Here is a 12,721-nt window from a genome sequence, read left to right as displayed (position 1 = left end):
AGGGTTTCGTGACCAATCTTGTCGAGATGTCCCACATTTCGAAGGCATTCGGAGGGAGCAAGGCGCTCCACTCCGTTTCCCTCGACCTCAAGGCGGGCAGCGTCCATGCCCTGATGGGCGAGAACGGTGCCGGCAAATCGACGTTGATGAAGATTCTGGCGGGCGTGCATCAGCCCGATTCCGGCAAGATCTTCATGAGCGGCGAGAAGCTCGATCTGAAGTCGCCGCGCGCCGCGCTCGATGCCGGCATTTCGACCGTTTTCCAGGAGCATTCGCTGCTGCCCAATCTGTCGATCGCCGAGAACATGTTCCTCGGCCGGGAGCCGACGACCCGGTTTGGCTCGATCGACTATCCCGCGATGAAAAGCCAGACCGCCAGGGCGCTTGGCGAACTCGGCCTCACGCTCGACCCGTCGCAACTCGTTTCCAACCTGACGATCGCCGAGCGGCAATTCGTCGAGATCGCGCATTGCATCCAGGCCGACGCCAGCGTGCTCATCCTCGATGAGCCGACGGCGGCGCTCAACGCGGCCGATGTCGATGTGCTCAACCGCAACATCCGCCGGCTGCGCGACAAGGGAAAAGCCATCGTCTACATCTCGCATCGCATGGAGGAGATCTTCGAGTTGTGCGACACGGTGACGGTGCTGAAGGATGGCGCACTGGTCGGCACAAGGACGGTGTCCGAGATCACCACCGACGAACTCATCGCCATGATGGTCGGACGCGAACTCCAGGACCTTTTTCCCGATCGTACGGGCGATGTAGGCGATGAGATACTGCGCGTCGAAAACCTCAAGATCACCGAGACATCGCAGCCGCTGTCGCTGACTTTGCACAAGGGCGAGATCGTCGCCCTGGCCGGGCTGGAAGGGCAGGGCCAGCAGCGCTTCCTGCGATCGCTGATTGGCCGCTACCATCCCTTCGCCGGGACGATTTCCATCAACGGCAAGGCGCTGAAGATGCCGCTCCCGGCGTCGGCGGGCGTTCGGTATTTGCAGCAGCTGAAGGTCGGCTTCGTTCCCGAGGACCGCAAGGAAGAGGGGCTCTTCCTCGCTTTGCCGATCGCCCACAACATCGCCATCGGATTGCATTCGAGGCGCCCTGAACTTGCGCCGGCGCGGCCATATCGAAACGTCATCGCCCGCATGATGGAGGTCATGAACATAAAGGCGGCGGGCCTGTCGGCTGCGGTCGGTTCGCTGTCGGGCGGCAACCAGCAAAAGGTTCTGCTCGGCCGCTACCTTGCCGCCGATCTCGATCTTCTGCTGGTCGAAGAGCCGACGCGCGGCGTCGACATCGGCGCCAAGTCCGAGATCTACCATCTTCTGCGGGACTTCACCGCGAAGGGCGGCGCGGTGCTGGTGCTCTCGCGCGAGACGATCGAGCTGATCGGGCTCTGCGACCGCATCTACGTCGTCCATCACGACACGATCGTGGCCGAAATGCCGGCAGCGCAGGCGAGCGAACACAAGATTCTCGACGCGGCCCTCATGGGCGGCTCCACGCGCCAGCATTAGGGGCCTGCCATGGTTCGTTCGGTTTTCAACATCCTGAATGGCTGGAACACGCGGCAGGGCCTGTGGGGCCTGCCGCTGCTGGTCGCGTTGCTCATTTCGCTGTGGCTGACTGTCGAGACGACGCAGTTCGCCACGGCCGAAAACCTCTTCAACCTGGTTGCCCAGGCGATGCCGCTGATCATCGCGGCGATCGGACAGCTCGTCGTCGTGCTCATCGGCGGGCTCGACCTGTCGGTCGGCTCGGTCATCAGCTTCACCACCGCGGTGCTGGCGCTCGACCAGCCAGCGATTGTGTTGATCCCGGCGGTCTTCGTGCTGGCGGCAGTCATCGGGCTGATCAACGGTCTGGCGATCACCCGTTTCAACGTCCATCCGATCATCGCGACGCTGTCGACGCAGTACATCGTGCTCGGCATCACGCGCATCCTGCGGCCCGTCTCCGGCGGCACGGTGCCGGAGATCGTCATCGATGCCGTCTCGGGCAGTTTCCTCGGCATTCCCTATCCGGTTTTCTGGGGCATCGTCGTGATCCTGGCAGCGTGGAAACTGCTCTACGGATCCCGGTATGGGCTGCATCTGTTTGCGATCGGCGGCGGCATCGCGTCCGGCGCCGAGAGTGCTGCCCGCAATTTCGGCGTCTCCGACCGCCGCAACATCATCCTCGCCTATGTGATCTGTTCCTGTTTCGCAGCCGTTGCCGGTGTCTTCCTCGCCGGGCGCATCGTGTCGGGCGATCCGAATGTCGGGCTGCTTTTCGAACTCGATACCGTCACCGCCGTGGCGCTTGGAGGCACCCAGCTTTCCGGTGGCATAGGCAGCCTGCACGGCACCGTGATCGGCGCACTGGTCATGGCGCTGCTGGCCAATGGCATGAACCTCGCCAACGTCTCGCCGTTCGTCCAGACCGCGATCAAGGGCGGCATCCTGCTGGCGGTGGTCGGGCTGCAATCCCGCAAGAAGATGGGGCTCTGAAAGATGGCTGCCGTTCTCGCAAATCCGATCGCCCGGCGCCTGCTGCGCATACCGCCGTCCTATTTTGTCTTCCTCGTGCTGCTGGCCACGCTGTGGATCGCACGGCCGAACATGCTCAACCTCAACATCATGGGTATCTTCGTCAGGCAGATCGTCCCGCTCGGCATCCTGGTTCTGGGGCAGCTCGTCGTCATGCGGGTGAAGTCGATCGACCTTTCCGGCGGCGGCATCATCCTGCTCATCAACTATTTCATTTCGTCGGGCACTTTCCCCGGCGCGTCGATGCCTTTCTTCGTCGTGCTGGCGCTCGCCACCGGCCTCGCCATCGGCCTGTTCAACGGCTTCATGATAGGGAGCCGGCGGGTGTCGGCGGTCATCGTCACGCTGGCGGTCAGCATCATCCTGGTCGGGCTGGTGCAGTTCCTGTCGAGCGGCAATCCGCCCGGCGATGTGCCGAAGCTGTTCAACGACCTCTACAACACGAAATTCCTGTCGGTTCCGACGCCGGTGCTGTTCTGGGTCCTGCTGACCGCTTTGGTGTGGCTGCTGCTGTCGCGGACCGTCTTTGGCCGCTACGTCGCCTCGGTCGGGGAGAATGCCGAAGCCGCGCATTTTTCCGGCGTGCCGGTCCAGCGCACGGTGATCCTTGCGCACACGCTCGCCGGCCTGATCGCGGCGATCGCGGCCCTGGTGCAGACCGGTTCGATCGCCGTCGGCAGCGTCCGTGTCGGCCTCGACCTGCCGATCCTGGCGGTCGCGGCAACGATCCTCGGCGGCGTCGTCTTCGGTCGCGGCGACGGTGGCGTCTGGGGACCTTTCTTCGGGGCGTTGTGCTTTGCGCTGCTGTTCGTGGTGATGACCGTGCTCGGCATCGACGAGCCTGGCAAGCTTATCGCGCAGGGCGTCATCATCCTGGGTGCCGCGATCTTCTACGGAGTGCGGGTGCGAAACCCCTGACCTGAGACGGCGAAAAGCAAGCCGACCGGCGTTCGCCGGGACTGACAAATCAACGCGTTCAGACAATTGCAAACAGATGGAGAAACATGGATGTCACCGCCAAAAAACATCATGTGCTACGGCGACTCGCTGACCTGGGGCTGGGTTCCGGTCAAGGAGGGGTCGCCGACCTACCGCTACCCCTATGACCAGCGCTGGACCGGTGTGATGGCGGCGGCGCTGGGAGGGGGCTACCACATCATCGAGGAAGGCCTGAGCGCGCGCACGACATGTCTCGACGACCCCAACGATCCGCGCCTGAACGGCGCCAATTACCTGCCCTCGGCCATCGCCAGCCATCTGCCGCTGGACCTGGTCATCGTCATGCTCGGCACCAACGACACCAAGTCCTATTTCCGCCGGACGCCTTATGAGATCGCCAATGGAATGGCGAAACTGGTCGGGCAGATCCTGACCAGTGCCGGCGGCATCGGCACCCCTTATCCGGCCCCCAAGGCGCTGGTCATTGCGCCGCCGCCGCTGACCCCGATGCCCGATCCATGGTTCGAGGGCATGTTCGGCGGCGGGCACGAAAAATCCAGGGACCTGGCCAGGCAGTACAAGGCGATGGCGGATTTCATGAAGATCGATTTCCTCAATGCCGGCGATTACCTCACCACGGACGGTGTCGACGGAATTCATTTCACCGCCGCAAACAACGCCGATCTGGGACGCGCCGTCGCCGACAAGGTCAAGTCGATCCTCGAGCCGGGCCAGGTCAGCACCGCCGCTTGAAGCCGCCACGCCCGTCGGCTTGCGGCACACAGGCCCACGGCGCAGGTGTGTCGCAGGTTCCTCCGGCGATGCACATCGATGCGGGGCCGAACGATGCGTTTGGCCCCGCGTTGATATGGCGCCCGGCACCGGCAGATGTGCGTCGATCTAGGGGCTTGGCCTCGGAACATCATCGGCCGATGCTTTGGTTTGACGATCGAAGACGACCGCCAGGCCGTTCTTGACGGCAAGTGAGGCGACCATGTCGTCGAGCTCGCGATCGGGAATGGCGGGTTTGAGGACCTGCCGGATGGCCCGATAGGCCTGCTCGGTCGACACATAGTCATAGCGCTTTTTACGCGCTTCCACATATTGCTCGATGAGAATGCCCAATCGGCGGGCGGCTATGTCATCTGGCTGCTGCAAGGGAGCCTCCTCAAGCGTCGATCGTTTGCAGACCCCTCGGATGTAAAAACCCACGCTGCGAAAGTTAAGGCCTGCGGCTGGTCCGAAGCCAAATAAATACGCTGTGGTCATCGACGATCCGCACGGCAGCCAAGCCAAGCGTCGGTCCAGGCCTTGGGCGAAATAGGGCGGCAGCGATCGGCTCCCAAGCGCGGAGAGATCCGCCCAGACGTGCATTCACAACAGCGCCGACAGAGCGGCCATGAAGTGGTCGTTTTCCGAAGTCGAGCCGATGCTGACACGCACATAGGTGTCAAAGCCCTGCTGCTTCCACGGTTTGACGATGACCCCTTGCCGCAGCAGGCCTTCGACGAAGACGGAGGCATCCTGCCGGCAGTTGAAGAACAGGAAATTGCCTCTGGAGGCGGCGACGTCGAGGCCCTTGCTTGCCAGGAAAGTCTCGACGCGTTTTCTCTCCGCCCTGGCCAGAGCTACGACCCTGGCGAGGTGTTCTTCATCGGCCAGCGCCGCGAATGCTGCGGCCTGGGCCATGCCGTTGGCGTTGAAAGGCGTGCGGACGCGGTCCAGCAGCGCGCGCAGCTCCGGGTCGCCGACGATGCCGAAGCCGATCCGCAATCCGGCCAGGCCGAACGCCTTGGAAAAGGTCCGAAGCACGATCCAGGGCCGGTCGAGCTTTCCCAGGTAGGGCAGGGATGACGCATAGTCGTCGCCCTTGGCATATTCGGCATAGGCTTCGTCGATGACGATCAGCGTCTCGTCGCTCGTCGCATCCAGAACCCTCGACAGATCGCCGCCGGAGAGCCAGCTGCCGACCGGGTTCATCGGGTTCGAGAACAGCAGCATGCGCGGCCGTTCGCGCACCGCCTCGACCAGCGCATCGACATTGATGGTCAGATCGTCGTTGACGACAACGCGCTTGACGGTAGCGCCCATCAACGTCGTGTAGTCCTCATGCAGCGGAAATGACGGATAGAGCGTGACGGCGGCGTCGCCCGGCCGCAACACCGCGCGGCTGATGACGGAGAGAAGATCTTCGGAACCGTTGCCGAGGATAATCTGGTCCTCGGCGACGGCATATTTGTCGCCGATCGCCTGGCGCAGCTTGCGCCCGGCAGGGTCCGGATAGAGGCGGAACATCTCGGAGCCGGCATGCACCGTCGCGGCGAGGGTCGGGCTGGGCCCGAGCGGGTTTTCGTTCGAGCCCAGTTTGGCGATTCTGGCCGGTGCGTATCGTTTCCGCACCTCGTCAATGGTCAGTCCGGAATTGTAGGGCGACAGGCGGTTGACTTCGGTGCGGACCATATCCGAGGCTTTCGACACGGGCTGGCTCCTCTGCGGTGGATTTCGTCATCCGTACCGCAGCTGAAATGCTTTGTATATGCTTGTATATGTAAGCTGACCTGATAGTCTCTACGCCGAAGCGGAAACCGACACCGACCAGGAGGATCACATGCGCAACGCTTCTCTCTTCGATCTCTCCGGCAGGAAGGCGCTTGTCACCGGCGCCAGCCGTGGCATCGGGCGCAGCATCGCCGAAGCGCTGAGTGCTGCCGGCGCCGAGGTCGCGGTCACGGCGCGCAGCCTGGCCGCGCTGGAGCACACGACGGTCGCCATCCGCGCGGCCGGTGGGGTGGCGCATGCCGTCGCTCTCGACGTCACCGATGTCGGCCGCTGCCGCGCAGCCACCAACGAGGCTGCCAGCCTGCTTGGTGGTCTCGACATTCTCGTCAACAATGCCGGGATGGAGGAGGTGCGGCCCTCGCTCGATGTCGACGAGGCGCTGTGGGACAGGATCGTCGACACGAATCTGAAGGGAGCGTTCTTCTGCGCCCAGGCCGCCGCGCGGCAGATGCGCGACGCCGGCCGTCCCGGCACCATCATCAACCTGTGCTCGCTGACATCGGAAGTCGGAATCCCAACCGCGGTGCCGTATGGCTCGTCGAAGTCCGGCCTGCTCGGCATGACGCGGGCGCTTGCGGCCGAGTGGGCGGAGCTTGGCATAAGGGTCAACGCCATCGCGCCGGGCTATTTCAGGACGGCGATGACGGACGTTTTTTACAACAACGAGGCATGGCAGCACTCCATGCTGGCCAAGATCCCGCAGCGGCGTTTCGGTGATCTCTCCGACCTGCATGGCATCGCCGTGTTCCTCGCTTCGGATGCGGCGGCCTACATAACCGGCCAGTCCATTCCGGTCGATGGCGGCTTTCTCGCCTCGATCTGATGAGGCAGGTTTGTCTCGGTAGTTTCGACGGGAAGGATGACGGAAAAATCGCTGGCGACCGTCACATAGACATGTATATACTTTTGCCCGAGTGAAGCCTCTCGACGGCTTTGATCCTTGTCCGGGGTCGACCTGTCGGCCCGCAGCATATGGCCGGCCTGCGCCAGCCGTCATTGCGTTCCAAGAGTTCCAGGAGAACGAGCAGCCATGTCCGACATCAGCTTCCACGATTTGTCATCCATCGATGCCGACCAGCGCGCCAGTCTGCTGAAGCGCGCCGAGGCCGATCTGACGGTCTTCGTCGAGAAGGTCCGGCCGATCATCCAGGCCGTCAAGGACGAAGGCGACGCCGCCTTGATCCGCTTCGCCAGGGAACTCGACAAGGCCAATGTCGCCGAGGGCGAGCTGCAGGTGTCGGAAGCCGAGTTCGACGCGGCGTTCGACAAGGTGGAAAAGGACGTCGTCGAGAGCATCCAGTTCGGCATCGACAACATCAGGCATTTCCATGAGGAGCAGAAGCCGGAAACGATGTGGCTCAAGGAAGTCCGGCCGGGCGCCTATGCCGGCGACCGGTACACGCCGATCGCTTCCGTTGCGCTCTACGTGCCGCGCGGCAAGGGCGCCTTTCCGTCGGTGACGATGATGACGTCGGTGCCGGCGGTGATTGCCGGCGTGCCGCAAATCGCCATCGTGACGCCGCCGACATCGGATGGTTCGGTGGATGCGGCAACGCTCGTCGCCGCACGCCTCGCCGGCGTCGGAACCGTCTACAAATGCGGCGGCGCTCAGGCAGTTGCCGCCGTCGCCTACGGCACGGAGACGGTGAAGCCCGCGCTCAAGATCGTCGGCCCCGGCAGCCCCTGGGTGGTGGCGGCCAAGAGCGTGCTGTCTTCGGTCATCAACACAGGCCTTCCGGCCGGGCCGTCCGAAGCGATCATCTTTGCCGATGACAGCGTCGACGGCGGGCTTGCTGCGCTCGACCTGTTGATCGAAGCCGAACACGGGCCGGATTCTTCGGCCTATCTGGTGACGCACAGCCGCAAGATCGCCGAAGCCGCATTGGCTGCAATACCGGAGCACTGGTCGCGGATGACCGAGCAGCGTGTCGAGTTTTCACGCGCGGTGCTGACCGGCAAGCGCGGTGGCATCGTGCTGACCGCGTCGCTGGAAGACAGCTACCGCTTCATCAACGACTATGCGCCCGAACATCTCGAGATCCTGTCGAAGGAGCCGTTCGCGCATCTCGGGCGCATCACCGAGGCGGCTGAAATCCTGATGGGGCCGCACACGCCGGTGACGCTGGCCAATTTCGTGCTTGGACCCAATGCGGTGCTGCCGACCAGCCGTTGGGCGCGGACCTACGGGCCGCTTTCGGTGACGGATTTCGTCAAGCGCTCGTCGGTCGGCTATGTCACCTCGGTGGCCTATCCGGAACTCGCTCTGCACGCCCGCAGGCTCGCCCGCTACGAGGGCTTCAGCTCGCATGAGAACGCGGTCTCGGAGATCCGCGACCGCTATCTTGCCGGCTAAGCGGAACCGATCGCGATGAAGGCGGCACGACTTTACGGGCCCGGCGATCTGCGCGTCGAAGACATCGCGACGCCGGGCGCGCCGGATGCAGGCTGGGTGAAGCTGAGGGTCGATGCCGCCGGCATCTGCGGTTCGGACCTGCACAATTTCCGCACGGGACAGTGGATAAGCCGGTCGCCTTCGACGGCCGGCCATGAACTCACCGGCACGGTGACCGCCATCGGCGCGGGCGTCGACGCCTTCGCTATCGGTGACAGGGTTGTCGCCGATTCCCGCTTCTGGTGCGGAGACTGCGCGCAATGCCAAGCCGGCAGGCGTCATCTCTGCGCGTCACTGGGCTTCGTCGGAGAGGTCTGCGACGGCGGTTTTGCCGAACAGGCGGTGCTGCCTGCACGGCTTTTGCATATCATCGGTGCCGGGCTCGACGAGCGGGTCGCGGCAATGGCCGAGCCGCTGGCGGTGGCGCTGCACGCGGTGCGGCGCCTGCCGAAAACGACAGGCTCCGTGCTGGTCGTCGGTTGCGGGCCGATCGGCGGTCTTGCCGCCCTGCTGTTGTCGCGGACCTTCGCCGGCACCGTGCTGATCGCCGACCGCAACCAGAGCCGCTGTGCCCGGGTGGCGCGGGTGACGGGTGCCCGGATCGTCGATCTGAGCCGGGACGCCGTTGCCGCCGCAACTGCCAATGCCCCGCTGCTCGCGGCCATCGAGGCGACCGGCAGCGTCGCGGCGCTCAATCAGCTGCTCGGCGTTCTCGATCCCGGCGGTACGATCGCCATGGTCGGCATCTTCCACGGCCGCCTCGACATTGATCCCAATACGCTGGTCGAACGCGAAATCGGGTTGCTGGGATGCCATGCCTTTGCCGACGAACTGCCCGAGGCCGTGCGGATGCTGGGTGAATTGAGCGAACCGCTGCTGGCGCTGATCGACCAGGAGATCGGCCTGGATGACATTCCGGCTGCCTATGAGCGGCTGTTGGCGGGGCGCAGCGACGGCTTGAAAACAATTATCCGCATGCGGCAACCTGTCGAGTCGTGATTTCCGATGAATCGCCGGAAAGGACTTTTGAAATGATCACTTTGCCCGACACCGCCAGCCCTCTTTACGAGAAGGTGAAGGACTACATCCTGGCAAACATCGGAACGGGCCGGTGGGGCAAAGATCGCAAGCTGCCGTCCGAGAATGAGTTGGTCGCTTCACTCGGCGTCTCGCGGATGACGGTTCACCGGGCGCTCAGAGAATTGACCTCGGCCGGGTTTCTGATCCGCCTGCAAGGTGTGGGAACCTTCATCGCGCCACCGCGGCCACAGTCGACGCTGATCGAGATCAACAACATCGCAGCCGAGATCGTCGAGCGCGGCAACAGACATCGTTCCGAAGTCCTCGTCCTCGAAACCATCATGCCGACAAAAGAGCTGGCGCTGTCGTTCGAATTTCCAAAGCGCGTCTCGATCTATCATTCCGTCGTCGTCAATTTCGAGAACGATCTGCCGGTGCAACTCGAAGAGCGCTTCGTCAATCCGAGCCTTATCCCCGACTATGACAAGCAGGATTTTTCGAAGACGGCGACCTATGACTACCTCATGCAGAAAACCCCGGTGACCGAGGTCGAGCATATCATTTCCGCCATCCCGGCGGATGCCGAGACGGCGCGGCATCTGGGCATCGATGTCGGCGCCTGCTGCCTTTTCCTGCACCGCCGGACATGGACGGGCGCGGTGGTGGCGACGATCAGCAAGCTGACTTATGCCGGCAGCCGCTACTCGCTCGGCAGCCGCTATTCCCCTTCAAAAAGCAGCTGACGGAAGCAGGTCGAATGCAAGAGCGACAGATGACGCCGGCGCCGAGCCGCACGGCGCGGATCCGGGCACTCGCGCAGCATGATGTTGCCGAAGCACAAAGCGCGCTGGCGGCATTGCTGGGCGACCTGTTCGCGATGCGTCCCCGCAATGTCCGCATCAACTTCGATAAATACAGCCTCAATTCGTTGAACGGCTTCTTCGAGGACGACGGCAAGGCCTACTTCTTCAAGTTCCATCAGGAGGAGCGGGAAGAGGCGATGACGGGCGAGTATTACCGCGCCGAGATTCTGTCGCGCGCCGGCCTGCCGGTTGATCAACCCGTGCATATGTCGGTCCAACCGGGCGAGCAGATCCTTGTCTATCGCCGGCGCACGGATCCGAGGTTTTCGGATGTGCTGTTCGCGCTGGATGCGCAGGACGACGCCGGCAAACGGCGAGAAGCCGTTCTTGCCGAGCGCGACCTGTCGGCCAGGCTGCTCAAGGTCTATCTCGAAACGCTGCATCCGGTAACCGTCGAGGACGTGGCGGCGGAACCGATCCACAGGCTGTTTCATGAGCGGCTGATCGATGCCGACACGCGCTTGCCGCCAGGCGGCCGGCTGGCCGATTTCTATGTCGGCAAGCCGTTCGTCTTTCCCGGTGCCGAGCTGGATTGGGATAGGTTTTCCCGGCTGAAATTCGTCATCAATGGCGAGCAGTACACCGACAGCGTCGGTGAGCTTTTCGATGCCGCCGCTGTGCGCTTGCGGCCGGACCGGCTTACCGATGCAGGCGGCGTGGTCGCGCATGGCGACGCCCACAACGCCAATGTCTGGTACACGGCGAAGGCGGGGAGGGCGGAGCTGTCCTTCTTCGATCCTGCCTTTGCAGGCTCGCATATCCCCACGCTGCTGGCGGAGGTGAAGGCGACGTTCCACAACATCTTCGCCCACCCGTTCTGGCTCTATGATCCGGCGACCGCGACCGAGGCTTTTCGCGCCCATGCGCGGCTGGACGGAAACCTGCTCCATGTCGACACGGACTGGGACCTGAGCCCCGTCCGCCGCGACCTGCTGGAGGTCAAGGCCACAGCGCTGTGGCGGCCACTGCTGCTTGAGCTCAAACGGCGCGGCATGCTGCCGGCCGATTGGCGCGCGGTGCTCCGGGCCGGTCTCTTCCTGTCGCCGACGCTGGTCATGAACCTGCGCGCCGGCGCACGCAGCCACACGCCGGTTTCTTCCCTTATTGCCTTTTCGGTGGCGGTCATGGTCGGCAGCGAACCTGTTGCCGGAACCGATCGGGTGACCGATTTTCTAGACCGGATCGATCCCGGAGAGCGTAAAATTTGAGTCTTTCCAACTTGTATATGCATGTATGTATTTTAGTCTTGACATCCGCTCCCGCTGACGCTGAAATATCCGCGCACTTCACCATGAAGTGGCAGGTAAGACGCCGAGGCACAGTGCCGCAAGAGCAGAAACCCGCAGTCTCACCGGACCGGCTACCTCAGTCAGAAAAAGCGGTCCGATCATCAAGGGGAACAAGGATGATGCGTAACCCAACAGGACAATTTCGCGCGCTCGTGATGGCCGCCGCCATCGGGCTCGCCGCCGCCCCGGCGGCCTACGCGGCCGATGCGGCCATTCCCACCACGCCCGAGGCAGGAGCGTTCAAGATCGGCATCGAGCCCTGGCTCGGCTATGGCCAGTGGCATGTCGCCGAGGCCAAGGGCCTGTTCAAGACGAACGGGCTGAGCGACGTCCAGATCGTCAACTTCGCCGAGGACAAGGACATCAATGCAGCACTTGCAAGCGGCCAGCTCGACGCCGCCAACATCGCCACCCACACGGCGATGGGCATGGTTGCGGCCGGCCTGCCGGTGAAGATCGTGCTGCTGCTCGACGTCTCCATGACCGCCGACGCGATCATCGCCGGCAAGGACGTCACCTCCATCGCAGACCTCAAGGGCAAGCAGGTGGCCTTCGAGGAAGGCACGACGAGCGACATCCTGCTCAAATACGCGCTCACCAGGAACGGCATGTCGATCGACGATGTGAAGCCGGTTCCGATGCCTGCGTCCGACGCCGGCAGCGCCTTGATCGCCGGCCAGGTGCCGGTCGCGGTGACGTATGAACCGTACCTCACCGTCGCCATGGCGCAGAACAAGGACCTCAAGCTGCTGTTCACCGCCGGCGAGGATCCCGGCCTGATCAGCGACGTGCTGGTGGTGCGTGACGAGGTGATCAAGTCGCGGCCCGGCCAAGTGCTGGCCATGATCAAGAGCTGGGACGCAGCGCTCAAGGACTACAATGCCGATACGCCCGGTGGGCGCGCCATCATCGCCAAGGCTGTCGGTTCGGACGTCAAGGACCTCAACACCGCCTTTGACGGCGTGCGTTACTACTCACTCGCCGAAAACAAGGCGGCGCTGACCGGTGATTTCACCACCAAGACCTTCGCCGATGTCGAAGCCGCCGCCAAGAACGCCAAGCTGCTGCAGGCCGATGTGACGCCGGAGCAGATGATCGACCCGTCATTCGTCAAGGCGGCGGAATGAC

12 protein-coding genes are annotated in these 12,721 nt (G+C 63.4%); 10 read left to right on the top strand and 2 right to left on the bottom strand.

Annotation, left to right across the window (positions count from 1 at the left end; genetic code table 11):
• The first annotated feature begins 8 nt into the window (after positions 1-8).
• The 4 genes from A4R29_RS20160 (at position 9) to A4R29_RS20145 (ending at position 4,223) form a co-directional block, all read left to right on the top strand.
• Positions 9-1,520 (top strand): sugar ABC transporter ATP-binding protein, encoded by a 1,512-nt coding sequence (locus A4R29_RS20160; RefSeq protein ID WP_063172704.1) that lies wholly within the window; start codon positions 9-11, stop codon positions 1,518-1,520.
• A gap of 9 nt (positions 1,521-1,529) precedes the next feature.
• Positions 1,530-2,492 carry an ABC transporter permease gene (locus tag A4R29_RS20155; RefSeq protein WP_063172703.1) on the top strand — a complete coding sequence of 321 codons (963 nt, stop codon included), beginning with the start codon at positions 1,530-1,532 and terminating at the stop codon, positions 2,490-2,492.
• 3 nt (positions 2,493-2,495) lie between these two features.
• The gene (locus tag A4R29_RS20150) at positions 2,496-3,449 is read left to right on the top strand and encodes an ABC transporter permease (RefSeq protein ID WP_063172702.1); all 954 of its coding nucleotides are present in this window, start codon (positions 2,496-2,498) and stop codon (positions 3,447-3,449) included.
• 90 nt (positions 3,450-3,539) lie between these two features.
• The gene (locus A4R29_RS20145; RefSeq protein ID WP_013530477.1) at positions 3,540-4,223 is read left to right on the top strand and encodes an SGNH/GDSL hydrolase family protein; all 684 of its coding nucleotides are present in this window, start codon (positions 3,540-3,542) and stop codon (positions 4,221-4,223) included.
• A 147-nt stretch (positions 4,224-4,370) separates the two neighbouring features.
• Here A4R29_RS20145 and A4R29_RS20140 read toward each other — a convergent pair whose 3' ends face one another.
• A complete protein-coding gene (locus tag A4R29_RS20140) occupies positions 4,371-4,739 on the bottom strand; it encodes a hypothetical protein (RefSeq protein ID WP_224620654.1) in 369 nt (122 codons plus the stop codon).
• Positions 4,740-4,844: 105 nt separating this feature from the next.
• Positions 4,845-5,948 carry a histidinol-phosphate transaminase gene (locus A4R29_RS20135; RefSeq protein ID WP_082827461.1) on the bottom strand — a complete coding sequence of 368 codons (1,104 nt, stop codon included), beginning with the start codon at positions 5,946-5,948 and terminating at the stop codon, positions 4,845-4,847.
• Positions 5,949-6,078: 130 nt separating this feature from the next.
• On the opposite strand from A4R29_RS20135, the gene A4R29_RS20130 reads away from it, so the two are divergent.
• The 6 genes from A4R29_RS20130 to A4R29_RS20105 all read left to right on the top strand — a co-directional run bounded on the left by A4R29_RS20130 (position 6,079) and on the right by A4R29_RS20105 (position 12,720).
• On the top strand, positions 6,079-6,852 hold the full coding sequence (locus A4R29_RS20130) for an SDR family NAD(P)-dependent oxidoreductase (protein ID WP_063172701.1): 774 nt from the start codon (positions 6,079-6,081) through the stop codon (positions 6,850-6,852).
• Between the two features lie 207 nt (positions 6,853-7,059).
• A complete protein-coding gene (hisD, locus tag A4R29_RS20125) occupies positions 7,060-8,382 on the top strand; it encodes a histidinol dehydrogenase (protein WP_063172700.1) in 1,323 nt (440 codons plus the stop codon).
• Positions 8,383-8,397: 15 nt separating this feature from the next.
• A complete protein-coding gene (locus A4R29_RS20120; protein ID WP_063172699.1) occupies positions 8,398-9,420 on the top strand; it encodes a zinc-dependent alcohol dehydrogenase in 1,023 nt (340 codons plus the stop codon).
• 32 nt (positions 9,421-9,452) lie between these two features.
• On the top strand, positions 9,453-10,184 hold the full coding sequence (gene hutC, locus A4R29_RS20115; protein ID WP_013530484.1) for a histidine utilization repressor: 732 nt from the start codon (positions 9,453-9,455) through the stop codon (positions 10,182-10,184).
• A 29-nt stretch (positions 10,185-10,213) separates the two neighbouring features.
• Positions 10,214-11,512 (top strand): hypothetical protein, encoded by a 1,299-nt coding sequence (locus A4R29_RS20110; RefSeq protein WP_063173754.1) that lies wholly within the window; start codon positions 10,214-10,216, stop codon positions 11,510-11,512.
• A gap of 200 nt (positions 11,513-11,712) precedes the next feature.
• Positions 11,713-12,720 carry an ABC transporter substrate-binding protein gene (locus A4R29_RS20105; protein ID WP_063173753.1) on the top strand — a complete coding sequence of 336 codons (1,008 nt, stop codon included), beginning with the start codon at positions 11,713-11,715 and terminating at the stop codon, positions 12,718-12,720.
• Position 12,721: the final 1 nt, after the last annotated feature.

Source organism: Mesorhizobium ciceri biovar biserrulae, assembly GCF_001618845.1.
GTDB classification, from domain to species: Bacteria; Pseudomonadota; Alphaproteobacteria; order Rhizobiales; family Rhizobiaceae; genus Mesorhizobium; species Mesorhizobium ciceri.
This window is presented reverse-complemented; position numbering and strand designations above follow the sequence as displayed.

Excerpts from the sequence above, each read along its gene's own strand:
- A4R29_RS20110 (WP_063173754.1), top strand. The coding sequence starts at position 10,214 with ATGACGCCGGCGCCGAGCCGCACGGCGCGGATCCGGGCACTCGCGCAG.
- A4R29_RS20145 (WP_013530477.1), top strand. The coding sequence starts at position 3,540 with ATGTCACCGCCAAAAAACATCATGTGCTACGGCGACTCGCTGACCTGG.
- A4R29_RS20150 (WP_063172702.1), top strand. The coding sequence starts at position 2,496 with ATGGCTGCCGTTCTCGCAAATCCGATCGCCCGGCGCCTGCTGCGCATA.
- A4R29_RS20120 (WP_063172699.1), top strand. The coding sequence starts at position 8,398 with ATGAAGGCGGCACGACTTTACGGGCCCGGCGATCTGCGCGTCGAAGAC.
- hutC (WP_013530484.1), top strand. The coding sequence starts at position 9,453 with ATGATCACTTTGCCCGACACCGCCAGCCCTCTTTACGAGAAGGTGAAG.
- A4R29_RS20155 (WP_063172703.1), top strand. The coding sequence starts at position 1,530 with ATGGTTCGTTCGGTTTTCAACATCCTGAATGGCTGGAACACGCGGCAG.
- hisD (WP_063172700.1), top strand. The coding sequence starts at position 7,060 with ATGTCCGACATCAGCTTCCACGATTTGTCATCCATCGATGCCGACCAG.
- A4R29_RS20105 (WP_063173753.1), top strand. The coding sequence starts at position 11,713 with ATGCGTAACCCAACAGGACAATTTCGCGCGCTCGTGATGGCCGCCGCC.
- A4R29_RS20130 (WP_063172701.1), top strand. The coding sequence starts at position 6,079 with ATGCGCAACGCTTCTCTCTTCGATCTCTCCGGCAGGAAGGCGCTTGTC.
- A4R29_RS20140 (WP_224620654.1), bottom strand. The coding sequence starts at position 4,739 with ATGACCACAGCGTATTTATTTGGCTTCGGACCAGCCGCAGGCCTTAAC.